The organism is Streptomyces sp. DSM 15324, from assembly GCF_001514285.1.
GTDB lineage: Bacteria > Actinomycetota > Actinomycetes > Streptomycetales > Streptomycetaceae > Streptomyces.
The window spans coordinates 142121-167236 of the sequence record NZ_KQ949038.1 but is presented as its reverse complement, the minus strand read 5'-3'; the positions used below and the strand labels follow the sequence as shown (position 1 = coordinate 167236).

Genomic DNA, 25116 nt, shown 5'->3' with positions numbered 1-25116 from the left:
TGCACACGGACGGCATCGGCCCGACCGGAGCTGCCCGAATCGCGCATGCGTGGAGGAGAGGGATGACGTTGCGGCGGCCCACCGCGCCTACCGTGCACCTTTCGTCACAAATCCCTTGTAGCCCTGCTCGGCCACGTCGAGACAGATCTGGCGATAGCGGGCGACGCTTTCGACATAGGGCAGGAAGACTCGCGGTTTACCCGGGATGTTCGCACCCATGAACCAGGAGTCGGCCAGGGGATAGAGCGTCTTCGACGCGGCCTCATTCACCTGGGCGACCCATTCGTCCTCGGCTTCCCTGCTCGCCTCGATGGTCGTGATGTCGTGAGCTTTCAGGTGGGCCAGGCAGTCGCCGATCCACTCGACGTGCTGTTCGATCGAGACGATGGCATTCGTCAGGCCCGCTGGGCTGCCGGGCCCCGTGATGATGAACAGATTGGGAAAGCCTGAGCTCATCAGCCCGAGATAGGTGCGTGGCCCTTCCGCCCACTTCTCCTGCAGGCGCTGTCCGTCACGGCCGCGGATGTCGATCTTCAGGACGGAGCCGGTGACCGCGTCGAAGCCTGTCGCGAACACCAGGATATCGATCTTGTGATCCCCTTCGGCGGTGCGGACCCCGTCCGGACCGATCTCCTCGATCGGATCCGCTCTGATGTCCACGAGAGAGACGTTGGGACGGTTGAAGGCAGCGAAGTAGTCCGTGTCGACACAGATGCGCTTCGCGCCGAGCGGATGGGTCGTCGGCTGCAGGAGTTTCGCTGTCCGTTCGTCCTCGACGATCTCAGCGATCTTCCCGCGTACGAACTCGGCGGCCGTGTCATTGGACGCCTGGTTCCGCAACAGGTCGTTGTACAGCGACAGGAAGCCCAGGCCGCCCCGCTCCCACTGCGCCTCGTACTTGGCGCGGCGCGTCTGTTCGCTGTCGTCGAGCGCACCTCGATCGGGCAGCGGGACGTACACGCCCGTGCGGGACTGCTCGCGCATGAAGCGGCGGATCTCCGGATAGTTCGCACGGATCTCCTGGCGCTGCCGGTCGGTCAGCTCCGCGTTGCGAGCCGGAAGGGAGAAGTTCGCGGTCCGCTGGAAGACGGTCAGATGATCCGCCTGGCCGGCGATCACCGGGGTGGCCTGCACTCCGGACGAACCGGTGCCGATGAGGCCGACACGACGGCCGGTGAAGTCGACCGGTTCATGCGGCCAGCGCGCGGTGTGATGAATGTCGCCCGCGAAGCTGTCGATCCCTTTGATCGTGGGCAGTTGTGCGCTGGACAGGACGCCGGTGGCGAGGATCACGAATGTCGCGGTGACCGTGTCGCCGTCCGAGGCGGTCACCCGCCATGTTTCACGGCTCCCGTCGAACTCGGCGCGATCGATCCGCGTATCGAACTGAATATCCGACCTCAGCCCGAAACGATCCGCGACATGGTTGGCATAGCTCAACAGCTCGGGCTGCGCCGCGTAACGCTCGGACCAGTCCCATTCCTGCTGAAGCTCTTCCGAGAACGAATAGGAGTACTGCATGCTCTCGATATCACAGCGAGCGCCCGGATAGCGGTTCCAGTACCAGGTTCCCCCCACTCCGCCGCCGGATTCGTACGCACGCGCCGTCAGACCCAGCTCACGCGACTTGTGCAGCATGTACATGCCGGCGAAGCCCGCACCGACTATCACGACGTCGAAATGCTTCGTGCTCTTCACCGAGAGCGATGATGACGGGGACATGGACAAGTCGTTCTCCCTGGAGATCCGTGCACGCTTCGAGGCGGGTGTCGTGCCGACGGGCATGGTGGACGGTGCGAGGACGGCAGCCGGGCTCGACCCGTGGTCACGCCGCGGAGCGCCGCTCGGCTTCGCCCAGGAGCCCGGCCTCGATCAGCGCGGCTCGGATGCGCTCGACCTCGGCCTCGCCGAGGGTGACCAGCGGCGGCCGAACCGTTGCACGCGGCAGTTTTCCCATCAGGACGAGCGCTTCCTTCATGCGGTTGTGCATATCGGTGGCGGGCGTGTCGTAGAAGACCCGCGCGGTCGGATAGATGAGGTCGTTCAGCCGCTGCGCCTCGGCCAGATCCTTCGCCTGAACCGCACGGAACAGCTTGACCTGGAGTTCGTGGACCACGCTTCCGCTGCCGGACAACACGCCGCCGCAGCCGAGTACGAGCGAGGACAGCAGCCACGCCGAATGCGTCGTGAGCACCGTAACGGGGCGGGGCAACGACTGCAGCGTGCGGATGTTCCACTCATGGTGCGTCACGCTGTTCGACGAGTCCTTGATCGCCCTCACGGAGGGCACCTCGTCGCACAGGCGCAACAGCGTGTCCTCGCTGTAGGCCAGCCCGGTGGTGAGTCCGTACTGGAAGGCGATCAGCGGAAGGTCGCACGCATCGGCGATGCGCGTGAAGTGCGTGATCGCCATGTCGGGGTACTGGCCCCTCGCCAAGGGTGCGGGCGGGAAGACCAGCAGCGCAGAGGCGCCGCCCTCGGCGGCCGTCCGGGCCAGTCGCGCGGCCTCGAGGCTGCCGTCGGCGTAGATGCCGTGGACGAGCGGCAGCCTGTCGCCGACCTCTTCCTGCGCGATCTCCAGCACGCGGCGCTGTTCGTCGAACGTGCACGAGGCCACTTCCGTCGAGTGCGCATTGATCGAGATCGCCGAGATTCCCTCGGTCGACGCCACATCGCGCAGATGCTCACGGAACGCCTGCTCGTCGATGGACAGGTCGTCATGGAAGGGAAGCAGCACGGCGGGGATGACGCCCTGCGGCAAGAAGTTCGCGTGACGAGGCATGGGTGCGCTTTTGCTTTCTCTTGAAAGTTTTCTTCACTCGAATTTCTTCACTCGAAGTGAAAAAAGGGGTCCGGATCACGGTATGCATCACGGCGATTGGTGTCTTCGGTCAGGTGGTCAGAGAGTCGGGCGTTGATTGACCATGTGGCTACTTCACGGAGTCTTCGAATTCAGCGGGGGTACGCTTCTCGTCGGCTCCGGCAGATGGTTGCACAGCGTGAGCGGAGGCGTTGGTTCGCTCGGTTGCGGAAGCCGAAGGCGTTGCGGCTTCAAGCTTGATGAGGCGGTTGTCGCCTTCGGAGGCGGCGTTGGTGATCCCGGTGGTCAGGTAGGTCTCGATGCCGTTCCACCACTGCTCGACGGTCTCGGCGGGTACGAGGAGTTCGGGCAGGTGGGCATGGTCGGCGGCATGAGCGTGGAAGCGGTAGCGGGCGGCGGAGATCGCGGAGTGATCAGGGGAGAGGCCCGGAACTCGCCGAAGTGCGCCGCCGGCTGCGGACGCTCACCGGTGCAGGCGGGGCGGGCAGGACCCGGCTGGCGCTGGTGGTGGCCGCCGTAGCGGCTGCGGAGTTCCCGGCCAGGGTGTGGCTGGTGGATCTGGCACCGGTGCGGGACCCGTCCTTGGTGGCGAATGCCACGGCGGCCGCGCTGGGCGTGCCGGATCCGGGCAGCAGCCCGGTCACCGACCAGCTCGCAGCCTTCCTGACCCATCCTGGTGGTGTGTGCGATACGGCTGGAAAACCTGCTACCGCAGCCGGTCGTGGTACGGGTCGATCGGGCGGAGGCCAGCGGTGATCTGTTGCGGATCGCGGACCCGGGCCCGGGACGATGCCGCAGCTGTCTGCCCGGGGGGCGGGACGGAGCCGGACTGCGTGCACTCCTGAGGTTCCCGACTTGTATTGGCCGTAGCGGAGCGCGGTCGGGTTGGCCGCTCGTAGCGTTCCGTCAGGAGGCTGGGTTGGATGGCTCGTGAGGTTCCTGCCGCCCTTCGGGGCTGGCCCGCTCGGGGTGTGCCGCCGGCCCGGTGTCCGGCCACGGTCTGACTCAACAGAGGCGTGTCCCGGCAGCGGTTCCCGAAGTCGGCGTGTCGGCCGTGGACGTCCTGTCGTCCGGCCGTGAGGAACGAACTCCCGTGATATTGCTCGGTGTTGACCCGCACAAGTCCACGCACACCGCCACCGCCGTCGACCCTGTCTCGAATCAGCAGGCGGGCTCGCTGAGGATCGACGCGAGCCTGGCGGACTACCGGCGGCTCTTGACCTGGGGCCGCCGCTGGCCGCTGCGCAAGTGGGTGGTGGAGAACGCCAACGGGCTCGGCCGCCACTTGGCCCAGTGGCTCGTCGCCCGCGGCGAGAGCGTCGTCGATGTACCCGCCTCGGCGACCAGCCGCGTCCGTCAACTCACCCGTGGCGGTGGCCGCAAGAACGACCGGATCGACGCTGCCGCCGCGGCCACGGCCCACATCCACGGAGACGGGCGCGAGGTGAACGCGGACGACCACACCACGGCCCTGGCCCTGCTCGACGAACGACGCGTCAACCTTGCCCAGGCCCGGGTCCGCACCATCAACCAGCTGCACGCCGTGCTGCGCGATCTGCTGCCCGGCGGGGCTCCGCCTCAGCTGTCGGCGGACCAGGCCGCCGCCCTGCTGCGCACGGTCCGCCCCGCCGGCAACGTCGAAAAGATCCGCAAGGACCTTGCCCGCGACCTGGTCACGGAGATCCGGGCGCTGGACAAGCGGCTGGCAGAGAACGCCGTACGCATGGAGGAACTCGTCGCCTCCTCGGGCAGCACGCTGATGAACACGCCCGGCGTCGGGCCGGTGCTGGCGGCACGGCTCGTCGGCCGCGTCGGACGCGCCAGCCGGTTCGCCACTGCGGCGGCGTTCGCGAACTACACCGGCGTCGCCCCGGTCGAGATCGCCAGCGCGGACAAGGCCCGCCACCGGCTCTCACGCTCCGGCGACCGTCAGCTCAACTCCGTCCTCCACACCATCGCCGTCACTCAGATCAGGATGCCGAAGGCCCCAGGGCATGCCTACTACCAGCGGAAACTCTCCGAAGGGAAGACACCGAGGGAAGCCAAACGCTGCCTGAAACGCCGTCTCGCCGACCATGTGTGGCGCGTCATGATCACCGACGAACGCAGGTCCAAACACCCGCTGCCTCAAACTACTTGACAAAACACAGAGGCACTCCGAGATGCCGAGAATGGTGACAGAGGGGCAGATGGGACTCACGAGAGGACCCGTGACCGTGGCTGCCCCCCAGGAAGTACTCGCTGGAGTTGGGTGAGCGTGCGGTGCGGATGTATCGCACCGCCGAGCGGAAGCCGCAGATCAAGAAGCTTGCTGTCGACCTCGGCGTGCACCCGGAGGCCCTGCGCGGCTGTATCCGCCAGGCCGAGGACAACGACGCGAGACTCACCGAGCGGATCACAGCCGCCCGCGCCGTCGGCATGCCCCACCTGCACAGCTTCATCAACGGTCTCGGAATCGACCGGGCCGCCCTGAACGCCGGCCTCACTTTGTGCTACCACGACGGCGTACCGAAGACGTCAACACCCGCGCCAGAAGGATCATGAGACAGATGCGCGGACGCGCCGGATTCGACCTCCTCCGCCACCGCATCCTCCTGCCCTGACAGACACCCAGTGTCACCACCGACTACAGGCCAGAGCCGCTCGCTTCACAGACCCCCGAAAAGGTCCGTCGGCGGAGCCGACGGACCTCACGAAAGATCGAGGCCAAATTCGAAGACCCACTTCACGCGCTCGATGAGGCTACTCGGAATTTCAGATACTTCCGGCTTGAGCGAGGCGCGCACGACGCGGTAGCCAAGTGGTCAATCTCCGCCAGTATTTGTGACCGGATGACCGAAGACGCGGCCCGGATGTCATGACTACGGTGATCTCCGATTGCTCCCATAGGCAGCGGAAATCGGCTCAGAGATTGCGGAGAGAGCAACTGATGGTCAATGAACATGACGTCGTCATTATTGGGGCCGGATTCTCCGGTTTGTATGCGGTGCACAAGCTGCGGGATGAGCTCGGACTCGATGTTCAGGGATTCGACACCGCCGGCGGCGTTGGCGGTACCTGGTGGTGGAACCGCTATCCCGGCTGCCGATGCGATTTCGAGTCGGTCCACTACAGCTACTCGTTCTCCGATGACCTGCAGCGCGAGTGGGAGTGGTCGGAGCGCTTCGCTTCACAACCGGAGATACTCGCCTACCTCGAGTGGGTGGCCGACCGGCTCGATCTGCGCAGGTCTTTCACGTTCAACACGCGCGTGACCTCGGTGGCCTGGGACGAGGACGTGTCGCGCTGGATCGTCCGGACCGATGACGGCTGGACCCACACCGCACGTTATGTCGTCAGCGGTGTCGGGGTCCTGTCCGTGCCGAAGAACCCGGAGTTCACCGGCGTGGACAGCTTTGAAGGCGAGCTGTACCGAACGAGCAGCTGGCCGCACGAACCCGTCGACTTCACTGGCAAGCGTGTCGCGGTGATCGGCACCGGCTCGACCGGCATCCAGGTGATCCAGGAGGTCGCCAAGGAAGCCGCGCACCTCACCGTGTTCCAGCGGTCGCCTGCCTATGCGGCGCCGCTGGGCAACGGGCCGGTCGATCCCGCGCAACGGCGGTGGAACGCCGATCACCATGCCGAGCTGCGCGCCGGGTCCCGCCAGCGCTTCATCGGCGTCCCCTATGACCTGGCGGCCGGGCCGGCCCTGGCGGCGACCCCGCAGGAGCGGCGCGAGATCCTCGACAAATACTACGACAAGGGCGGGTTTTCCCTCCTGGTCTCGACGTTCACGGACATTCTGTTCTCGAAGGAGGCCAACGACACGATCGCCGACTACGTCCGGGAGCGCATCCGTGAACGGGTCAAGGATCCCGCGACGGCCGAACTGCTCACGCCGACCGACCACCCGTACGGCTCCAAGCGACCGCCGTTCGAAACGGACTACTACGAGGTCTACAACCGGCCGAACGTCGACCTGGTGGACGTCCGCAAGGCCCCGATCGAGGCGATCACCCCGACTGGCGTGCGCACCAGCGACGGGAGCCGGGATTTCGACGTGATCATCCTCGCGACCGGATTCGACGCCATCACCGCTCCCCAGGTCATGCTCAACGTCACCGGACGCGACGGAGTGACACTGGGTGAGAAGTGGGCCGACGGCCCGACCAGTCTGCTCGGTTCGCAAGTCTCAGGCTTCCCCAACTTCTTCATGATCGTCGGTCCGCAGAGCACGGCCGTCTTCTACAACGCGCCCCTGGCGATCGAGGATGCCGTCGACTTCACCGCGGGGGCCATCGCGCGCGTCGAGGCGGACGCCGCCGGGACGATCGAGCCGACGCCGGAGGCCGAGCGCGTCTGGGGAGAGCTGTGCGCGGGCATCCTCGACCTCACCCTGATACCCCAGGCCGAGAAGGCATGGTGGCGGGGCGGGAACATCGCTGGCAAAGCCCGCGGGGCCTACATGTTCGTCGGTGGCGCGCCGCTGTACCGGGCGATCCAGGCCGAGATCGCGCACCGCGACTATGCGGGATTCGCGCTGGGCGGAAACTCCGCGCCGCTGTCTCCGTTGCTCAAGCTGAGCCCCGCCGCCGCGTTGGTGCTCGGCACCACGCTCGTCGGCGATTCCCCGGCGCCGCAGGAGATGACCCTGGAGGACGTCCGGGCGCGGAGCGCGGGATTGTCCCAACTCCAGATGCCCGGACCGCAGATGCGCGTCGAGTCGATCGACCACCCGCAGGCCCGGGTCTACATCCCCGATGCCGACGGCCCGCTCCCCGTACTGGTCTACTACCACGGCGGCGGCTTCCTCGCGGGATCGCTCGAGCTGGCCGACAGCCCCGCTCGCCTGCTCGCAGCGAACCTCGGCGCGGTGGTCGTGGCCGCCGGATACCGGCTGGCGCCCGAGCATCCGTTCCCCGCCGCCCCCGACGACGCCTTCGACGCCCTCCGATGGGTCCACGACAACATCGGGGAGTACGGCGGAGATCCCGAGCGGATCGTGCTCATGGGTGACAGCTCCGGCGCGAACCTGGCGGCGGTCGCCGCGCTGCGCGCCCTCGACGCAGGGATCGATCTCGCCGGGCAGGTTCTCGTGTGCCCGCCCATCGACCCCGCGGCGTCTACCGCGTCGCGCAGCGAGTTCGCCGAAGGTCCGATCCTCGGCGCCGCCGCGATCGACAGCATGTGGGCGGCGTACCTGAGCGGCGGCGAGGTCACCGCGCTGGCAGCGCCGAACCGGGCGCAGACGCCGGCGGGAGTCGCACCCGCACTGGTCGTGACCGTCGAGGTCGACCCCTTGCGCGACGAGGCAGAGCAGTACGCGAGCGCGCTCGCTGCGGCCGGTGTTCCCGTGGAGCAGCACCGGTTCGACGGCCTGTTCCACGGTGCCCTCACCATGACCGCCGTCATTCCTGAGGTGCAGCAGCTGTACGCGCTCGTCGGCGGGTTCCTCCAGAAGCATGCTGCGAGCCCCGTGGCGTCGCAGACGGCGTGACCGTGCCGCAGGGACAGCAGGGCCCGCAGCGGCCGAGAACAGAGATCACCGACAGGAGAAGCGAATGACCGGACGTGTCGAAGGCAAGGTTTGCGTGGTGACCGGAGGAGCGAGCGGCATCGGTCGCGCCAGTGCCCAACGGCTGGCCGACGAAGGCGCGATCGTCGTCGTCACCGACGTGCAGGACGACCTCGGAGAGCAGACGGCGCAGGCCATCCGCAAGTCCGGCGGACGCGTGGAGTACCTCCGCCACGACGTGGCGGAGGAAACGGCCTGGGCCGGCGTACTCGACCAGGTGCGCGCCCGCCACGGTCGGCTCGACGTGCTGGTGAACAATGCCGGCATCGGAGTCATGGGGCCCGTACTCGATACGACGCTCGCCGACTTCCGGCGGCAGATCGCGGTCAATCTCGAAGGCGTGTTCCTGGGCATCAAGTACGCGATCCCGTTCATGTCCGAGGGCGGCGGCGGCAGCATCGTCAACATGTCCTCGACGGTCGGCATCATCGGCCAGCCGATGATGGCCACCTATGGCGCGACCAAGGGAGGCGTGCGCGTGCTCACCAAGGCGGTCGCGCTGGAATGCGCTGCAGGCCGAACGGGAATACGAGTCAATTCGGTCCATCCAGGGATCATCGACACACCGATCTGGGAGCCCAACGGCGCCCCCGACCTCGGCACGATGAGCGCCGCCGCCGTTCCGCTGGGTACCAGCGGTCTTCCGCTCGACATCGCGAACGGCGTGCTGTGGCTCGCCTCCGACGAGAGCCGCTACGTCACCGGTGCGGAGCTGGTCATCGACGGCGGGGCGAGTGCCGGAGGAACCGGCCCCCTGATGAGGATCTAGTTCATCGGCGCTCGCCGTCGGCATGACGGTGCCCGCTCCCCCGCCGGGTGGCCCTGTCGCGAATCTCTCCAGCCATCTGCTCCGTGGCGGCACGAGCCTCAGGTTGGACGAGGGCCGCCGGTCACCGGTGCGGAGCCGGCTCGGCGACGGCGGGGCCGGTGCCGCGGGCAACGGCACGACTGCCGACGCCCTGACTGCGTGGCAGAGCCAGCGACCGCAGGGAATTGCCAACACGAGAGAAGGAAGTCCTGATGTCGACAATCGATTACGCCACCGTCATCGATGCCGAGGCCGACCGCGTCTGGGGGGTGCTGCGCCGCTTCGGCGATATCGCCACATGGTTCCCAGCCGTCACGCAGAGCGCCATCGAAGACGGCCTCCCCCAGAGCACGGTCGGATCCGTCCGCAGCATGGTGCTGTCCGACGGCAATCCGCTGCGCGAGCGACTGCTGTCGATGGACGATGGGAACCGGACCTTGAGCTATGGGTTCGAGAACGCCTCCATGCCCTATGACGACTTCGTCCTGACGGTGCAGCTCGTACCGCTGGACGACGGGCCGCGCACCTTCATCCGCTGGACCGCGCACTTCGACGTGCAGCCTCAACACGATCGGGAGACGAACATCCGAGCGCTTCGCGACCTCATCACCGAGGGCGACGCCAGTCTTCACGCCTTCTTCCGCGATGGCCGGGATCATTAGCGAAGGACGGCATCCGCAGGTTCTCGCTCCGCAGCCGCATCGGTGTCGCAGATCCGGCCGACGACATCGTCGCGCACACCGTCATCCGAGCCCGACCGGTTCGGTGTCGACTCGCCCAAGGCCCGCCGCTGGACATGCAGGAGCGACGGTGCCTTGGGATGTGTGCAGCCGATTCGCAGGTCACGTCCGACCCCAGGAATGCTGGATTGCAGCGCGTGCCGATGCTCGGCGATCTTCCCACCCTGAAACGGAAGATGTCGATGGCGGCGATCCCGGCGGCGGGTACGTCGACTATCACTGGGTCGGCTTCGCCGAGGTCCTCAAGGGCATCGACGTGGTCCTCGACCCGATCTCGCTCGACACCGACGCCCGTGCCCGCTGCCTCGCGGTCCTGCGCCTGGGCGGCACCCTCGTCTCGATCCTGCCCGTCCCCGTCGAGGCCGAGGAGCTGACGAAGATCGGCGAGCGGGGTATCCGCTTCGGGTCCCTCCTCGTCGGGGCCGACCGGGTCGGTGTACAAGCCGTTGCCGGTCTCGTGGAGAGCGGGGCCTTGCGCGTCCACATCGAGGCCATGTTCCCACTGGCCGAGGCTGCCCAGGCACATACCCGGGGCGAGACCGGTCGTACAACGGGCAGGATCGTGCTGACGGTGAAAGGGACCGGAAAGGCGCAGACCGCGGTCCGGGCGCTCCGGGCCGCGGTCGAGGAAGAAGCTCGTCACCGACTACGTCGACCAACTCCTGGTACGCAAGGACCCTGGCTTCCGTCGACACGTCCCTGAGCCCGGACCACGATGGCGCGGACCGACTGCTGTACGCGGCGCGCCCACCCCCAAGGTGGCTAGGGCGGCTTCTTTCGGGCTCTGGCACAGATCTTGTGGAGTCGTCGCAGAGCGTCACCCGGGAGGTCGATTCGCGGGCGTGCTCACACCTGTTCCTGGTAGACCCTGATTTCCGTGGGATGGAAATTGCGGACGATCGTCCAGAACTCGTGAAGCCCGAGGCCATCAACCCAGCGGTCGAGTTCCTCGTCCGTGTCGTGGAAGAACCAGGACTCGAAGTGCCCCAGCGCCCGAAGTTGAGGGACGGGTTCGTACCGAAGTTCGCAGTGGAGCTGGATGTAATGATCATGCTCGCCTGAGGCATCGTTGACCTCGAACTGCCGGGCAAAGTCCAGAGTGAAGGCAGGCGGCCCGTCGAAGGCGTGGGTCCCGTACTGACAGAGCAGGCCATCTGCGTCGGGTGTGTTCGCGGTGTCGAATCGTTGTGAGCCGAAGCGCACGAACCTCAGCCACACCTCGTCCAAGTCCAGTTCGGCGAAAGGCCGTTGTCCAGGGCTCACTTCACATCGAAGTCGCTCCTGGGCCTGCTCTATGGGCAGTCTCCTCGGCATTCCTGTCCTTCTTGGTCTCGAGGGAATCTGAAGTCTCGCGGCGATCTTCTCAGCCCGTCACCGCCGCTGACGTGCCCAAGGTTGGCTGCAGAGCCTGTGGTGAGACTCTATTGGAGCAGGATCATCTTGCGGAGGAGTTCGAATCCGGCACGGCCGTAGAGCTGCCTCTTGATCTTCTTGATGCGGTTCACGGCACCTTCTGTGCCGCCGGAGCTCCAGTGCACCGTGAGTCCGGCGATCACGGCTTCGAGGTCGGTGGTGAGTCCGTGGGCGAAGCCGGTCATCCCCGGCAGCCGTGTAGCGCGGGCGGTGCTGATCCAGTCCGGCAGGTCGGCGCCGGTGCGCCGGGCGAGCATCTGGGTGAAGGCGCGTACGAGTTGGTGGGTTTGATCCAGCTCGGGGCAGGCGTCGAGGACGGCCTTGAGCTGGGTGGTTTCGTCTTCGGTGAGGGTGTCGGGGTGGCGGGTGATCCAGCCGACGACGGTGCGCACGGACGGCGCCGCAGCGGTCGGCGTGGGTGCATCGGGCCACTCCAAGCGGCTGCGGGCCCAGTCTCGCAGGCTGCTGTAGGGCACGCGGTGGCCTCGCGTGGCGAGTTCCTCGCGCAGGTCCTTGATAGTGATCACGCCGTCGGTGTCGTCGATGCGCCGTTGCAGGTAGGACTGGTGCACGTCGAGGTGGCTGGAACGGGTTCGGCGTCCGGTGACCATGTCCTGCCAGCGGGCGGCCCGTGCGTATCGCTGGACGGTGTGCCGTCCCCAGCCGAGGTGGCGGGCGATGGCCCGCAGCCCCATTCCCTCCCTCAACAGGCCGTGGACCAGGGCATGATGGGCCCGCATCCGCTCGGCCCTGCGGCCGGCGGGCAGCTCGATCTCGGTGGTCCGTGTGCTGGTGGTCGCAGGAGCCGGTGGCGGGGCGGCGATGCGAAGGCAGTCGCGATGCGCCGCGACGCACTTCTCGACGGCCTGGTTGAGGTTCTGGAGAATATGGAACCGGTCCGCGACCTGCAGCGCGTCCGGGGCGCCGAGCGCGGCACCCTCGGCATACGCGCCCGCACGGTCCCTGCAGATCACTTCTACTCCTGGATGCGCCCTCAGCCAAGCCGCCAGCGGCGCGGCCTCGCGGCCCGGCAACACATCGATGGGGCGGTGGCGTTCACCGTCCGTGATCACGGTGGCGTACGAGTGGCCGCGGCGGGTGGCGAAATCGTCGACCCCGACCGCCTGCGGCGTGTTGAACTGCGGATCCGGCAAGGCCGTCACCCGGCGCAGAAGCGTCATCCGACCGGCATCAAGGCCCAGTTGGGCCGCCATCCGGGCGCCAGCCCGTCCGGCCAGTGCGAGCCCGATGTGCTCCAGGAGACGGCCGAGCCGGGTGGTGAAACGCGAGTACGGGCACGTCAGCCATGCGAACGATTCGACGAACGTGCGGCGCGGACATGTCCTTGTGTCACAGACGAAGCGCCGGACCTTCAGCAGGATCACGACACTCCGCTCACCGAGCGGCAGATCCCGCAGTCTGCGCTGGTAGGAGCCGTGCACCCGATCTGAGGGGCTGCCGCAGTCAGGGCAGGTCGCGCCCGTCGTACGGCCTTTGGCCACGATGTCGATCGTTCCGAAGGCGGCGGTCACCTTCTCGACGTCCATCTCGGCGATCCCGTCGAACACGAGCGTCTTCCAGAACAGTGCGTCGGTCTGCATGACCTGCACCCTCACTGGCTGCCGCTGCGGAAAGCGGAGTTCTGCACCGACTTGATGGGGCGTCAGTATCCGTTGTTCGGGGGCACGGCGCACGCGGTCTCACGGGGAAGCGGTTCTCCACATTCGAACACCACAGTGACGCTCTGCGACGACTCCACAAGATCTGTGCCAGAGCCCAAATGACATCGCCCTAGCCACCCCAAGGAGTACCGCGAAGGAATACCGAGCCTTCATCCGGAGCTCATCGACCCGGGCATCCTGTGGTTCGGCGCCCTCAGCCTCCTGGCCGGTGACCCGACTCCGCAGGCAGATGACTCGCAGGTGCGCAAAGCTGCCGTCTTCAAGGGCACGGGACAGTTCGACCCGGGATCGGTGCCGGATCTCAGGCGTTCAGGTGGTCGGCGAGTTCCGTCAGCGAGGCCACCGACACGTCGGCCTCCGGGTCGCTGCTCGGTGGCGGGACAGCCGGCTGCGAGCCGTACTCCTGAGGGCGGTGTACGTAGGCGGTGCGCAGACCGCACGCCCGGGCGGCGGCGAGGTCGTCGACGTGCGCGGCAACCATCATGACCTGCTCCGGCGGGAGTCCGAGCAGTCGCGCGGCGCCCAGGTAGGCCTCGGGGTCACCCTTGTAGTGCTCGAAGAGTTCTGCGGACAGCACGGTGTCCCAGGGCAGCCCGCCGTGCTTGGCCATGTTCACGAGCAGTGCGACGTGGCCGTTGGACAGGGACGCGATGACGAACCGCTTCTTCAGCCGCTCCAGCCCGGGCACGGAGTCGGGCCAGGGGTCCAGCCGGTGCCAGGCCCGCACGAGCTCGGCGCGCACACTCTCGGGCGTGTCCGGGACCCCGTGCTCGGCGAGCAACTCGTCCAGCGACGCCCGGTGCAACTCGTCCAGGTTCGTCCAGGGCAGCTCGCCACGCCGTACCCGGTCCAGTGAGGGGAGGTACCGGCCGCGCCATGCGTCGGCGAACGCCTCGGCGTCCACGTCGGGTACCAGCCGACGGATGTCCCGTGCGACGCAGGAGCGCCAGTCCACGACCGTGCCGAACACATCAAACACCAGCGCTCGAATGTTCATATGATGATCGTAATGCATTTCGCCTGGCGCACGTCAAGTAGTGGCGTTCCACTTGCGCCGGATATGCGCACGTGTGTGTTGTGCCGGCGGAGGTTGCCGCCGGAGGCGAGGTCATGCGAGGCGTGGGCCGTGGCGGTCGATGCTTGCCAAGGCGAAACAGCGCACTGCATGAACTCACGGCTGTCGTGTGGTTCCGCACGTGGCCCTGCGCAGCGGTGGCAGAACCGGGCATGGGCTGTGGTGCCGCCGACCGGTGCGGCAGCCGGACTGTAGCAGCTTGGTCGCGCGGTTCAGGCTCCACCGGAACGGAGCCGCTCACCCAGCAGAGCGGCCGCCTCCCTCACCTGGTCGGTGAGCCGGTCGTGGTGCTGCGCGAAGCGCGTGGCCGTCGTCGAGATACTGAGGGCGGCGACGACCGTCCCCGCCTCGCAGCGGACCGGGGCGGCCACGCACCGGATCTCGGGCGACACGTCGCCCAGGTCGTAGGCGATGCCGTCCCGGCGGATGGCTTCGGCCGCCGTTCGGCGCAGGCCTGCGCCGGCGAGCACCTCGGCGGCCCGCTCCTCGGTGAGGGCGGCCCGAGGCTCTGCCCGGTGCGCTAGGAGGATCTTGCCCATCGCCGTGCGGACGGCGGCGAGCTGGGTGCCGGGGCGGGCGCCGGTCACGCTGACGTGATGGCGGCCGGGCACCGAATCGAGGAAGAGGAGGCGGGAGCCGGTCAGCACGCCCAGGTTGCTGGTCTCCCCGGTCTCCGCGGTCAGCGAATGCAGCACGTCCCCCGCCACCTCGCCGACGTCACGCCGCCGCATGCGGACGTCGTTCAGCTCGGTGATGCGGGGGCCGAGGCGGTACCGGCCCTGCCCCACCGGGTCGAGCAGCCCGGTGGCGGCGACCGAGACCAACAGCCCGTGCGCAGTGGAACGCGGCACCTGCAGTTCCCGTGCGACCTCTGCCAGACTCCACTCCGGCCGGGCCGCCGTGAACAGCGCGAATAAGTCACCGAGACGCTCGATGGTCTTCAGGCCCATCCCTGCCTCCACATGCATCGCCACGATCCACCGTTGCGAGATAGTCGCACGCCGCGCGGAAGGTATGCGAGATGCGCGGCGGCCACTCGCCCCCTGGCGGCGGCGCCACCACACTTCGAGACCGGATCGAGGGCGATCCGACGCAGCGAGGAGACACCGTGCCGGCAGCAGAGAACCCTGACGTACTGCACCCGGAGAGACGGTCGCAGGCCTGGTTCGGTGGAACGGAGAAGATCGCGTTCGCCCGGCGTTCCGGGATGAAGGCACAGGGTGTGCCGCATCGGATGTTCGACGGCCGCCCCGTCATCGGCATCTGCAACACCTGGTCCGAGCTCACGCCGTGCAACGCGCATCTCCGCGAACTCGCCGAGGCCGTCAAGCGCGGTGTGTACGAGGCCGGGGGGTACCCGGTCGAGTTCCCGGTGATGTCGCTCGGCGAGACGCTGATGCGCCCCACGACGATGCTGTACCGCAACCTGGCCAGTATGGACGTCGAGGAGTCCATCCGGGCGAACCCTCTCGACGGAGTCGTCCTTCTCGGTGGCTGCGACAAGACCACGCCCGCCCTCGTCATGGGGGCGGCCAGCGCCGATCTGCCCACGGTGGTGGTCTCCGGTGGCCCCACCCTGACCGGCCGCTACCGAGGGCAGCCGCTGGCTTCCGGAACCGCCGTGTACCGGATGAGCGACGAGGTGCGGGCGGGACGGATGAGCGAGGAGGAGTTCGTCCGTGCGGAGTCCTGTATGTGGCGTGCCAACGGTCACTGCAACACCATGGGAACGGCGTCGAGCATGGCCGTTCTCATGGAAGTCCTCGGGCTCGCCCTGCCCGGAAACGCGGCGATCCCCGCTGTCGACGCGCGCCGCCGGGTTCTCGCCCAGGACAGCGGGCGGCAGGCCGTGGAACTGGTGCGCAGCGGGACGCGTCTCTCGGACGTACTGACCCCGGAGGCCTTCCGTAACGCCGTGGTGGCGCTGGCGGCCACAGGGGGCTCGACCAACGCCGTACTCCACCTGATCGCGATCGCGGGCCGCGTCGGGGTGCCGTTCGGCCTGGACGACATCGATCGGGCGGCGCGGGGAGTGCCCCTCCTGGTCGATCTGCAACCGGCGGGGAAGCACCTCATGGAGGACTTCTTCGAGGCCGGGGGCGTCCCGGTCCTCCTCCACGAACTGCGCGAGCTGCTCGACGTGGAGGCGGTCACCGTCACCGGCTGCCTGGGTGACCATTTGCCCGCGCAGCGGGAATGGTACGACCCGGTCATCCGCCGCCGGGACGACCCGCTGAAGAAGGGCGCCGGCCTGGCGGTACTCCGGGGCAACCTCGCCCCCTCGGGCGCGGTGATCAAGCCAGCGGCCGCCAGTGAGCACCTGCTCCGCCACGAGGGTCCCGCCCTCGTCTTCGAGGACCGGGAGGACCTCCACCGGCGCATCGACGACCCCGACCTGCCCGTCAGCGAGGACTCCGTGCTCGTCCTGCGCAACTCGGGGCCACAGGGATATCCGGGAATGCCCGAGATCGGGAACCTGCCCATTCCCGCCAAGCTGCTGCGGCGCGGGGTCAGCGACATGGTGCGGATCTCCGACGCGCGGATGAGCGGGACCGCGTTCGGGACAGTGGTGCTGCACGTGGCACCGGAGTCCGCGGCCGGCGGCCCGCTGAGCCTGGTCCGGGACGGGGACCGGATCGCCCTTGACGTCGACCGCCGACGTCTGGACCTGATCGTCGACGACGCCGAGTTGGCTGTCCGGGCCGCCGGTGCGGCGCCACCGGGCGACGCACCCCGCTCGGGCTACGGGTTCCTCCACCACCAACACGTCCTTCAGGCCGACCGGGGTGCGGATCTCGATTTCCTCGTAGGCCGCCGGCCCGCGGGCATCCCCCGCGAGAGCCACTGACAGCACACTCACGTATCTCAGGAGAAGGAATGGCACGAGTCGTCATCATCGGCTCCGGCAACATCGGCACCGACCTCGCTTTCAAGGTCATGCGCAGTTCCGTGCTGGAGCTCGCCGGCGTCGTCGGAATCGACCCGAAGTCCGACGGTCTGCGCCGCATGCGCGATCTCGGGATCCGGACCACCGCGGAGGGCGTCGCGGGCATGCTCGCCTGGCCGGACGTCGACGGGATCGAGTTGGCCTTCGACGCCACCTCCGCCGCTGCCCACGCGGACAACACCGCGCCGCTGACCGCGCGCGGAATACGGATGATCGACCTGACACCCGCCGCGGCCGGCCCCATGGTCGTCCCGTCCGTCAACGGCGGCGACCATGCCGAGGCCGACGACATCAACATGGTGACCTGCGCCGGTCAGGCGACGATCCCCGTGGTGGCCGCGGTGTCGCGGGTCGTGCCGGTCGAGTACGCGGAGATCGTTGCCTCCATCTCGTCGCGTTCGGCCGGGCCCGGAACCCGGGCCAACATCGACGAGACCACCATCACCACGTCCCGGGCACTGCGGGTGGTGGGCGGCGCACGGACAGGGAAGGCCTTCGTGATCCTCAATCCCGCCGACCCGCCCGTCCATATGCGCGACACCGTGCACTGCCTGGTCGACGCCGGGACCGACCGTGAGGCTGTCCGCGCCTCGGTCCACGACATGGTCCGGGAGGTGTCCTCGTACGTGCCCGGCTACCGGCTCAAGCACGAGGTGCAGTTCGCAACCATCGGCACCGACGTCCCGCTGCGGGGCATCAGGCCGTCACTCGAGCCGAGGGAGCGACTGCAGGTGACCGCCTACCTGGAGGTGGAAGGCGCGGCCGACTATCTGCCGGCCTATGCCGGCAACCTCGACATCATGACCGCCGCAGCCGTCGGAGCCGCCGAGCGACGGCACCGGCGGACCGAGGACCTTGTGGAGCGTGTCTCGTGACCCGAGTCTTCATCCAGGACGTGACCTTGCGTGATGGCATGCATGCCATACGTCATCGCATGGAGCCCGAGACCATCCGCGAAATCGCGGGCGCACTCGACCGCGCGGGCGTCGACTCGATCGAAATCGCCCACGGCGACGGCCTCGCGGGCTCGACGCTCACCTTCGGCTCCAGCAGCCACACCGACGAGGAGTGGATCCGCGCGGTGACCGAGACCGTCCAGCGGGCCCGGGTCGCCACGTTGCTGGTGCCGGGCCTGGGCCGGATCGGGGATCTGGAGGCCGCGTTCGAACTCGGCGTCACCTCGGTCCGGGTCGCCACCCACTGCACCGAGCCCGACGTGGCTCTCCAGCACATCGGCCGCGCCCGCGAACTCGGCATGGACGTCGCCGCGTTCCTGATGATGTCGCACGGCCTCGAGCCCAAGGAACTGGCCGCCAACGCCCGGACGATGGAGGCCGCCGGGGCGAACTGCGTGTATGTCACCGACTCCGCGGGTCACCTCACCCCCCACGGCGTCCGTGACCGCATCCTCGCCTACCGCGACGTCCTCGACGAGAACACCGAGATCGGCATCCATGCCCACGAGAACCTCTCCCTCTCGGTCGCGAACTCCCTCGCTGCCGTCGAGGCGGGGGCGGTGCGGGTCGACGCGTCACTGGCCGGGCACGGCGCCGGAGCGGGCAACTGCCCGATCGAGGCGTTCGTCGCGGCCGCGAACCTGTACGGCTGGGAGCACGGCTGTGACGTCTGGGCGCTCCAGGACGCGGCCGACGACCTGGTCCGCCCCGTCCAGGACCGGCCGGTACGGGTCGACCGGGAGACCCTGACCCTCGGCTATGTCGGTGTCTATTCCAGCTACCTGCGCCACGCCGAGCACGTGGCGGAGCGGAGCGGGCTGTCGACACGGCAGATTCTCGTTGAAGCCGGGCGCCGCAAACTCATCGCCGGACAGGAGGACATGCTGGCCGACATCGCGCTGGAACTCCTTGAGCAGAAAACAGGGGCCCCTACGTGAATCCGGCGCACCGGACCGGGTCGGTGTCCACGGTACGTACCCCCTCTCGGCTCACGTACTGCTGCCTGGCTGCCGTCTCCGTGGGCCAGTGACACGGGTATCGCCGCTCGGCAGACGTCGCGCGCGACGGCGCCGGCCGAGTGGGCCGACACGTCGGCGACGGCGGCACCCACTTTAAATTATGACCATACTTGTAAAGTTCATCGGCCGAGAAAGGGCCAAGCCATGAGTGACACGCATGTGACCGCACCGACTCAGTACATCGAGGTCGACGGCGACCGGTTCGCCTACCGGCGGTGGGGGAAGCCCTCCGGCGTTCCGCTCTTCTTCGTCCAGCACTTCCGCGGGGGGATGGACAACTGGGATCCGCTGATCACCGACGGCCTGGCCGAGGGCCGTGAGGTCATCCTGTTCAACGGCCGTGGCACCGCCTCGTCGTCCGGCACGCCGCGCAACCGGATCGAGGACATGGCCGACGACATCGCCGCTGTCATCCGGGCGCTGGGGCTGGAGCAGGTCGACCTGCTGGGCTTCTCGATCGGCGGCATCGAGTCCCAGGAGGTCGCGCTGCGCCACCCCGGGTTGGTGCGCAAGCTACTGCTGATCGGCACCGGCCTGCGGGGCGGGGAGGAGTCCACCGACACCGAGGTGCCCGGCTACGCGCTGAATCCGGTACCGACCCTGGATGACTTCCTCTACCTGTTCTTCGGCCGTTCGGAGGCCGCGCGGCAAGCGGGCAAGGCCTTCTGGGAGCGGCGTCACCAGCGAGTCGACCAGGACCCGCCGAGCTCGCCCGAACTCATGAACGCGCAGGCGGAGGCGGCCCACACCTACGCGCCGCTGCGACCGGGCGAGACGCCCTTCGTCTACCTGAACGCGATCACCCAGCCGACGCTGGTCATCAACGGCGAGAACGATGTGATGATCCCCTCGATCAACTCCTGGCATCTCGCCCAGAACATTCCCGATGCTCAGCTGATCATCTACCCCGACGCCGGGCACGGAGCGCAGTTCCAGTACCCCGAGCGGTTCCTGAAGCACGCGGTCCAGTTCCTCGACGAGTAGCGCCGACAGCGCAGTGCCGGTACCGCAGGCCGTGACGGTCCGCCAGGCCGACCGGCGGACCGTCACGGCGGTTCCGGGCCGGGCGGCTGCCTTCCGGGTCTCGTTGCGCGCGGCGTCGTGCGGGCGCGGGGCACGCAGCCCATGGCAGGGCGGCCCGAATGTGGTCCTCGGTCCCGGCCTCCGTCATCGGAACGTGTCGGGCCAGCGCCCGAAGCGAACACCGACCATGTGCCCGGCAGCGTCGGTGAAGCGCGGTCGGACGCCCGGCCGTGGCGGCCCCGTGGACGGCCGGCGCTGAGGGCGCAGGGCCTTGCCGCCCGGCAGGCCGACCACTCATCGGCAGATCCGCCTCCCCGACCACAACCCGGGCCCATGGCTGGTGACCGACGGGGTCGAGACTCGGTCCCCGACCACCGGAAGATCGACGGTGCAGCGGAAGTCGTCTTCCAGTCGGCGCTCGCGACCTGCACGGACGCAAGCAGACGCAGCCGGCCTGGGCGGACGCGATCAACGTGTGCGACCACACCTCACTCGCCTCGGCCGAAGCCCAGATCAACCGGGCATTCCTCCCCCTGGGCGCAGACCTGGTCGCCGCCGCGCTGCTGATCGGGCTGCTGCCGGGTCGAGCCGCCGACGATATCGTCGGCGGCTCGACGGACGGGGCGGTGCACGCCTCCTCGACGCCGGTCATCTGTTGGAACGCCATGGATCGCGGGGTCCCGACGTGAAGAGATACCTGTCGGGACCGAAGGACAAGCTCAGGCGTCCGTGTTGCGCAGGTCCGGGTACAGTGCCTCGACCGGGCCGCTCAGAGCCGCCTTGACCCCCTGGGTCAACTCGTCGGCCAGGACCTCGTACTCGCCGGCTTCGACAGCGTCGTAGACCGTCGTCACGAGCTGGGCCGGCTCCATCTTGGGTCCGTCGGCGTGCGCGGCCATCCGGGTGTCGACGTAGCCCATGTGCACACCCGTCACATGGACGCCCTTGGGTGCGAGCTCGATGCGCAATGAGTTGGTGGCCGACCACAGTGCGGCCTTGGACGCGCTGTAGATGCCGCCGAAGGCGTACCAGCTGGCGACGGAGTGCACGTCGACGAGGACTGACGCCGGCTTGGCCGTGAGGATCGGTGCGAAGGCGCGGGCGAGGAAGACGGGTCCGAAGAAGTTCGTCTCCATGTTCGCCCGGATGTCCGCCTCGGTGACGTCCAGCAGACTCGCGCTCGGCGGGTTCGCGCCCGCGTTGTTGACGAGCACGGTGACGTCCGCCGCGGCGGCGACGGCCGCGTCGATCGACGCGCGGTCGGTGACATCGAGAGTCAGGGGGACGATGCGTTCGTCGTCCCAGGTGCGGGGGGAGCGGGCGGTGGCGTAGACCTTGGCGGCGCCGCGAGCCAGGGCCTCGTGGACGAAGTGGGTGCCGATACCGCCGTTGGCGCCGGTGACGAGGACGACTGCTCCATCGAGGGAGGGCATGTGATGTTCCTTCTTTCCAACGGGTGTGGTTCTTTGGCCGTTCGGCCACCGGCGGTGTGAGCGCCGGCGAAGGGCGGGAGACGTGCGCGGTGCGCCACCGCATCAGCTTCCCCGAGTGCGGAGACACCGAGCCCGTGAACCATCCGGTGTCGGACGGTCTTCGGCCGGGTGGATTCCGGCGGACCGGCGCCGCTGTCGCGGCCGCGGGCCTCTCGCGCAGAACCCGGGCTGCCGACCGGGCGGCATCAGGTGCACCGGGAACTGCGTGTGGGGCACCTCTGACAGGTTTCCCCGTGGCGGTCAGCTGGTCATCCGGTTGAGTTTGCGGACGCTCTTGTCGAAGGCGCGGGCGGGGACGATGCGGCGCAGCACGCTCACGCGAGCGGCTATCGAGCCGGCGGGATAGCTCAGCTTCGGCTTCGTTGCGGTCGCCGCTGCGACGATCACCTTGGCGATCGCGGCGGGATGGTCACCGCCCTTCATCTGCTCCTGCACCACCTCGTCGAAGACGGCCCGTTGGCGTGCGTAGACCGGCAGAGGGTTGTCGGCCTGGACCATGTTCTGGTCGAACGGGGTGTTGATGGGGCCGGGCTGGACGCGCAGCACCCGGATGCCCTGCTCGCGGACCTCGTGGTCCAGGGACTCGGAGTAGCCCTCGACCGCGTGTTTGGTCGCGACGTAGATGGCCATGAAGGGGTTGGGGACGAACCCTCCTACGGAGGAGACGTTGATGATCCGTCCGCGTCCCTGGCCGCGCATGTGCGGCAGGACGGCGTTGGTCATGCGCATGAGGCCGAAGACGTTGACGTCGAAGAGGTACTGCGCCTGGGCGACGGAGATCTCCTCGGCGGCACCGTTGGCGCCGACCCCGGCGTTGTTGACCAGGACGTCGATGCGTCCGAACCGCTCGATGACCTGCCGGACGAGGCTGTCGACCGAGTCGTCGCTGGTCACGTCGAGGGGGAGGAACGTCACGCCGCGCGTGGTGTCCCCCGTCGCCTTCCGGCTCGTGCCGACCACGTCGAACCCGGCGTCGACGAGGGCGCGCGCCGCTTCCTTGCCGACACCCGAGGACGCGCCCGTCACGAGCGCCACCGGCCTGTTTGCTGTCATGACTAGCTCCTGGCTCTTTTAAATTACATTCATACTTTAATGAGAGTAACCGAACTCCGGACACCCGAGAAGAGACCGTCGGCCGGCCGCGCCGTGCAGCATGGTCAGACAGCCTTGAGCTGCCCGCCGTCGATCACGTAGTCCGCACCCGCGACACTGCCGGCGGCGCCGGACAGGAGGAAGGTGATGAGGGATGCCACTTCCTTCGGCTCGACCAGGCGGCCGGTGGTCATGCCGATCGCTGCGGGCGCCTGCTCGACGAAGGTGGCGATGTCCATTCCGAATGCCGCCGCGATCTGCCCGCCGAACTTCTCCGGGCTGTCGTAGATGGAGCTGCGCACCAGTCCGGGAGAGACGGTGTTGACCCGCACCCCCTGGGGGCCGAACTCGTCGGCCAGGGCCTTTCCGAGTGCGGTGAGTGCCGCTTTGGCGGTGGAGTAGGGGACGGGGCCGAGGCCCGGCAGGTGGGCGACCAGCGAGGACACGTTGACGATCGCGCCCTTGCGCTCGATGAGACTGGGGAGGGCGGCCCGGCTGACCCGGACGGTGCTGAACAGGTTGATGCCCAGGATGGACGCCCACTGCTCGTCGTCGGTGTCGAGGAAGCCCTTGACGGCGAGGTCGTCGCCGCCGCCGACGTTGTTGACCAGCAGGTCGATACCGCCCAGCTCGGTCAGGGCCGTGTCGATCAGGGTGCGCGCGCCCCCTGCGGTGCCGAGGTCGGCGCTCACCGTGATGGCTCCGGTCTCCTTGAGCTCGCCGGTGATCGTGCGGGCGGCACCGAGGACACGGACCCCCTCGGCCGTCAGCGCCTGGACGGTGGCCAGTCCGATGCCACGACTGGCTCCGGTCACGACGGCGGTCTTGTTCGCCAGGTCGAAGTTCATGATCAATCCTTTTTTGAATCGTAGGTACAAAATTTGGCCGCAGGTGGTCCGTGCACGGTCAGGCCGGTGGCAGGGGTCAGATGAGGTCGACGGTGGTGTCGATCACCCTGCGGAGGCGATCCGGTCCCGACTCGACGCGGGCCGTGAGCTTCATGCCGTTCACGGTGTTCAGCAGCAGGCCGGCCAGGGCCTTCGCGTCACGCCCGGGAGCGATCTCCCCGGCACGCTGCCCCTCTTCGATCAGGGCGCAGAACGCGCCCTCCATGCGGTCGAACATGCCCTGCACCTGCGCCGTCACGGCCGCGTCCGTGCGGCCGAACTCCATGGCACTGTTCAGTGCCATGCAACCACGGCGATCGGGGTCGGCAAGGTCCGTCTGGGCGATGAAGTGCAGCGCCTCACGCAGCCGCTCCTTGACCGGCCCGGAGCCGTCCAGCAGCTGCGCCACAGTCACGTTCTGCAGATCGAGGTAGCGGCGCAGTGCCAGGTCGAACAGCTGACGCTTACCACCGAAGGCGTTGTACAGACTGCCCTTGCCGATCCCCAGGGCGTCGACCAGGCCTTGAGGTGTGGTGGCGCCGTAGCCATGACGCCAGAACACCTGCATCGCCTGCTCGACCGCCGCATCCGGATCGAATTGCTTGGGCCTTCCCATGACACCCACCGTAAGCCTTTCTGTACCTGCGGGTCAAATACCGGTCGGTCCGTGACCCGCAGGCCGGCGAGCTCCCTGAGGAGCAGTGCCTACGGCGCCGGCTCAGCGCCCAGGAGACTGAGGGCGCCGAACCAGAGGATGCCCGGGTTGATGCGCTCGGGATGCAGGCGCCGCATCTCCTCGAAGAACTCCGTCGGCGTGGGCGAACCCTGCAACAGCCGGTCCGCGTCGTCGAGGTAGAGCCGGGTGCGGCCGATGTCGGCGGGGTCGTCCGGGCGGGCGGGGTCCTTGTGGCCGGCCACCACGAACTGGGGGCCCAGCGCCTCGACCTGGTCCAGGGCACGGCGCCACGCGTCGAGGCCTCCGCCCGCGGAGTCGGACAGCGCCGGGTGCACGCCGTTGTAGACGACGTCACCGGCCACGGCCAGCTTCAGGCCCGGCACCCAGAGCACAGTCGTGTCGTCGCCGTCGCTGTGCCCGACCTCGACGGGGATAAGCGCGTGGCCCTCCAGGCTCAGCCCCTCCTCCCCGACGACCCGCACATCGACCGGGCCCGTCGGGATCTGGCCCGGGAACAGGGCCTCCCAGAAGGGCGCGCGGGCCTCGGGCGTGGACAGGGCGGTGATGTGGGCCTTGGTTCCCGCCGTCGCACGGACCACCGCGTGGGGAAAGCGTTCGAGCAGGACGGGAACGCCGAGCCAGTGGTCGCCGTGGCCGTGCGTGATGTAGATGTCCGTGAGAGTGCGGCCGGTCTTCTCCACCCAGGCCAGCACCTCGCGGGTGGTGTCGGTGGTGAAGGGCGGGTCGACGAGGATGGCGTCGTGCTCGCCGTAGATCAGCGTCGTCGCGATCGGCGACCACACCATCGCCTCCCCGTCGGGAAGGTTCAGGGTGCCGCTGCTCTGCGCGATGGCGGGTGTCACGAAGACGTCGTAGCGCAGTCCGGTCATGGATCTGTCCTCTCTGGGTGCGGCGAACCGGTGGCCG

At 68.2% G+C, this 25116-nt stretch carries 22 protein-coding genes and 1 pseudogene; 11 read left to right on the top strand and 12 right to left on the bottom strand.

The genetic code is table 11. The features are described from left to right. Nucleotides 1-87: 87 nt before the first annotated feature. From AQJ58_RS36845 to AQJ58_RS46080, 3 genes are all read right to left on the bottom strand, one after another. Nucleotides 88-1698 carry a flavin-containing monooxygenase gene (locus AQJ58_RS36845; RefSeq protein WP_234360424.1) on the bottom strand — a complete coding sequence of 537 codons (1611 nt, stop codon included), beginning with the start codon at nucleotides 1696-1698 and terminating at the stop codon, nucleotides 88-90. Between the two features lie 127 nt (nucleotides 1699-1825). Further along, on the bottom strand, nucleotides 1826-2782 hold the full coding sequence (locus AQJ58_RS36840) for a dihydrodipicolinate synthase family protein (protein WP_067258466.1): 957 nt from the start codon (nucleotides 2780-2782) through the stop codon (nucleotides 1826-1828). Nucleotides 2783-2930: 148 nt separating this feature from the next. After that, the gene (locus AQJ58_RS46080; protein WP_199844777.1) at nucleotides 2931-3224 is read right to left on the bottom strand and encodes a transposase; all 294 of its coding nucleotides are present in this window, start codon (nucleotides 3222-3224) and stop codon (nucleotides 2931-2933) included. Nucleotides 3225-3914: 690 nt separating this feature from the next. On the opposite strand from AQJ58_RS46080, the gene AQJ58_RS36835 reads away from it, so the two are divergent. The 6 genes and pseudogenes from AQJ58_RS36835 (at nucleotide 3915) to AQJ58_RS42005 (ending at nucleotide 10629) form a co-directional block, all read left to right on the top strand. Next, nucleotides 3915-4961: an IS110 family RNA-guided transposase gene (locus AQJ58_RS36835; RefSeq protein WP_067258464.1), complete on the top strand. Its 1047-nt coding sequence runs from the start codon at nucleotides 3915-3917 to the stop codon at nucleotides 4959-4961. Nucleotides 4962-5188: 227 nt separating this feature from the next. Continuing rightward, nucleotides 5189-5424, top strand: a pseudogene (locus AQJ58_RS42010) (ISL3 family transposase); the annotation flags it as partial. 326 nt (nucleotides 5425-5750) lie between these two features. Beyond that, nucleotides 5751-8300, top strand: coding sequence for a flavin-containing monooxygenase (locus AQJ58_RS36825; protein WP_067258461.1), 2550 nt, complete (start codon nucleotides 5751-5753; stop codon nucleotides 8298-8300). 64 nt (nucleotides 8301-8364) lie between these two features. Further along, nucleotides 8365-9147: an SDR family NAD(P)-dependent oxidoreductase gene (locus AQJ58_RS36820; protein ID WP_067258460.1), complete on the top strand. Its 783-nt coding sequence runs from the start codon at nucleotides 8365-8367 to the stop codon at nucleotides 9145-9147. A 251-nt stretch (nucleotides 9148-9398) separates the two neighbouring features. Further along, entirely contained in the window at nucleotides 9399-9848 is a 450-nt protein-coding gene (locus tag AQJ58_RS36815) for an SRPBCC family protein (protein WP_067258458.1), read from the top strand. 148 nt (nucleotides 9849-9996) lie between these two features. Beyond that, nucleotides 9997-10629 carry a zinc-binding dehydrogenase gene (locus tag AQJ58_RS42005; protein WP_234360423.1) on the top strand — a complete coding sequence of 211 codons (633 nt, stop codon included), beginning with the start codon at nucleotides 9997-9999 and terminating at the stop codon, nucleotides 10627-10629. A 143-nt stretch (nucleotides 10630-10772) separates the two neighbouring features. On the opposite strand, the gene AQJ58_RS42000 is transcribed toward AQJ58_RS42005, so the two are convergent. The 4 genes from AQJ58_RS42000 to AQJ58_RS36790 form a co-directional block, all read right to left on the bottom strand. Next, nucleotides 10773-11240 carry a hypothetical protein gene (locus AQJ58_RS42000; protein ID WP_079079454.1) on the bottom strand — a complete coding sequence of 156 codons (468 nt, stop codon included), beginning with the start codon at nucleotides 11238-11240 and terminating at the stop codon, nucleotides 10773-10775. A gap of 107 nt (nucleotides 11241-11347) precedes the next feature. Then, a complete protein-coding gene (locus tag AQJ58_RS36800) occupies nucleotides 11348-12940 on the bottom strand; it encodes an ISL3 family transposase (RefSeq protein ID WP_234360422.1) in 1593 nt (530 codons plus the stop codon). Nucleotides 12941-13322: 382 nt separating this feature from the next. After that, entirely contained in the window at nucleotides 13323-14018 is a 696-nt protein-coding gene (locus AQJ58_RS36795; RefSeq protein ID WP_067258452.1) for a haloacid dehalogenase type II, read from the bottom strand. Between the two features lie 290 nt (nucleotides 14019-14308). After that, nucleotides 14309-15046 (bottom strand): IclR family transcriptional regulator, encoded by a 738-nt coding sequence (locus AQJ58_RS36790; RefSeq protein ID WP_067258450.1) that lies wholly within the window; start codon nucleotides 15044-15046, stop codon nucleotides 14309-14311. A 185-nt stretch (nucleotides 15047-15231) separates the two neighbouring features. Between AQJ58_RS36790 and AQJ58_RS36785 the strand changes: the two genes are divergently transcribed. From AQJ58_RS36785 to AQJ58_RS36765, 5 genes are all read left to right on the top strand, one after another. Next, on the top strand, nucleotides 15232-16944 hold the full coding sequence (locus AQJ58_RS36785) for an IlvD/Edd family dehydratase (protein ID WP_067258517.1): 1713 nt from the start codon (nucleotides 15232-15234) through the stop codon (nucleotides 16942-16944). 29 nt (nucleotides 16945-16973) lie between these two features. Then, nucleotides 16974-17918, top strand: a complete 945-nt coding sequence (locus tag AQJ58_RS36780; protein WP_067258447.1) for an acetaldehyde dehydrogenase (acetylating) — start codon at nucleotides 16974-16976, stop codon at nucleotides 17916-17918. After that, a complete protein-coding gene (gene dmpG, locus AQJ58_RS36775; protein ID WP_079079451.1) occupies nucleotides 17915-18937 on the top strand; it encodes a 4-hydroxy-2-oxovalerate aldolase in 1023 nt (340 codons plus the stop codon). Before AQJ58_RS36780 ends, dmpG begins: the two co-directional genes overlap by 4 nt. Before the next feature lie 225 nt (nucleotides 18938-19162). Next, on the top strand, nucleotides 19163-20002 hold the full coding sequence (locus AQJ58_RS36770) for an alpha/beta fold hydrolase (protein ID WP_067258444.1): 840 nt from the start codon (nucleotides 19163-19165) through the stop codon (nucleotides 20000-20002). Between the two features lie 512 nt (nucleotides 20003-20514). Further along, nucleotides 20515-20730, top strand: a complete 216-nt coding sequence (locus AQJ58_RS36765; RefSeq protein WP_067258442.1) for a hypothetical protein — start codon at nucleotides 20515-20517, stop codon at nucleotides 20728-20730. 30 nt (nucleotides 20731-20760) lie between these two features. On the opposite strand, the gene AQJ58_RS36760 is transcribed toward AQJ58_RS36765, so the two are convergent. The 5 genes from AQJ58_RS36760 to AQJ58_RS36740 form a co-directional block, all read right to left on the bottom strand. Further along, nucleotides 20761-21474 carry an SDR family oxidoreductase gene (locus AQJ58_RS36760; protein WP_067258439.1) on the bottom strand — a complete coding sequence of 238 codons (714 nt, stop codon included), beginning with the start codon at nucleotides 21472-21474 and terminating at the stop codon, nucleotides 20761-20763. Between the two features lie 300 nt (nucleotides 21475-21774). After that, nucleotides 21775-22587 (bottom strand): oxidoreductase, encoded by an 813-nt coding sequence (locus tag AQJ58_RS36755; protein ID WP_067258436.1) that lies wholly within the window; start codon nucleotides 22585-22587, stop codon nucleotides 21775-21777. 104 nt (nucleotides 22588-22691) lie between these two features. Further along, entirely contained in the window at nucleotides 22692-23474 is a 783-nt protein-coding gene (locus tag AQJ58_RS36750) for an SDR family oxidoreductase (RefSeq protein WP_067258433.1), read from the bottom strand. A gap of 76 nt (nucleotides 23475-23550) precedes the next feature. After that, complete coding sequence (locus AQJ58_RS36745) at nucleotides 23551-24129, bottom strand: TetR/AcrR family transcriptional regulator (RefSeq protein ID WP_067258432.1); 579 nt, start codon at nucleotides 24127-24129, stop codon at nucleotides 23551-23553. An 89-nt stretch (nucleotides 24130-24218) separates the two neighbouring features. Continuing rightward, on the bottom strand, nucleotides 24219-25079 hold the full coding sequence (locus AQJ58_RS36740) for an MBL fold metallo-hydrolase (RefSeq protein WP_067258429.1): 861 nt from the start codon (nucleotides 25077-25079) through the stop codon (nucleotides 24219-24221). Nucleotides 25080-25116 lie beyond the last annotated feature (37 nt).

What these genes read in the sequence shown, in the direction of transcription:
- AQJ58_RS36750 (WP_067258433.1), bottom strand. Translation starts at nt 23,474, where the DNA reads ATGAACTTCGACCTGGCGAACAAGACCGCCGTCGTGACCGGAGCCAGT.
- AQJ58_RS36825 (WP_067258461.1), top strand. Translation starts at nt 5,751, where the DNA reads ATGGTCAATGAACATGACGTCGTCATTATTGGGGCCGGATTCTCCGGT.
- AQJ58_RS36800 (WP_234360422.1), bottom strand. Translation starts at nt 12,940, where the DNA reads ATGCAGACCGACGCACTGTTCTGGAAGACGCTCGTGTTCGACGGGATC.
- AQJ58_RS36760 (WP_067258439.1), bottom strand. Translation starts at nt 21,474, where the DNA reads ATGCCCTCCCTCGATGGAGCAGTCGTCCTCGTCACCGGCGCCAACGGC.
- AQJ58_RS42000 (WP_079079454.1), bottom strand. Translation starts at nt 11,240, where the DNA reads ATGCCGAGGAGACTGCCCATAGAGCAGGCCCAGGAGCGACTTCGATGT.
- AQJ58_RS36820 (WP_067258460.1), top strand. Translation starts at nt 8,365, where the DNA reads ATGACCGGACGTGTCGAAGGCAAGGTTTGCGTGGTGACCGGAGGAGCG.
- AQJ58_RS36840 (WP_067258466.1), bottom strand. Translation starts at nt 2,782, where the DNA reads ATGCCTCGTCACGCGAACTTCTTGCCGCAGGGCGTCATCCCCGCCGTG.
- AQJ58_RS36780 (WP_067258447.1), top strand. Translation starts at nt 16,974, where the DNA reads ATGGCACGAGTCGTCATCATCGGCTCCGGCAACATCGGCACCGACCTC.
- AQJ58_RS36795 (WP_067258452.1), bottom strand. Translation starts at nt 14,018, where the DNA reads ATGAACATTCGAGCGCTGGTGTTTGATGTGTTCGGCACGGTCGTGGAC.
- AQJ58_RS36740 (WP_067258429.1), bottom strand. Translation starts at nt 25,079, where the DNA reads ATGACCGGACTGCGCTACGACGTCTTCGTGACACCCGCCATCGCGCAG.
- AQJ58_RS36745 (WP_067258432.1), bottom strand. Translation starts at nt 24,129, where the DNA reads ATGGGAAGGCCCAAGCAATTCGATCCGGATGCGGCGGTCGAGCAGGCG.
- AQJ58_RS36790 (WP_067258450.1), bottom strand. Translation starts at nt 15,046, where the DNA reads ATGGGCCTGAAGACCATCGAGCGTCTCGGTGACTTATTCGCGCTGTTC.
- AQJ58_RS36815 (WP_067258458.1), top strand. Translation starts at nt 9,399, where the DNA reads ATGTCGACAATCGATTACGCCACCGTCATCGATGCCGAGGCCGACCGC.
- AQJ58_RS36755 (WP_067258436.1), bottom strand. Translation starts at nt 22,587, where the DNA reads ATGACAGCAAACAGGCCGGTGGCGCTCGTGACGGGCGCGTCCTCGGGT.
- AQJ58_RS36770 (WP_067258444.1), top strand. Translation starts at nt 19,163, where the DNA reads ATGAGTGACACGCATGTGACCGCACCGACTCAGTACATCGAGGTCGAC.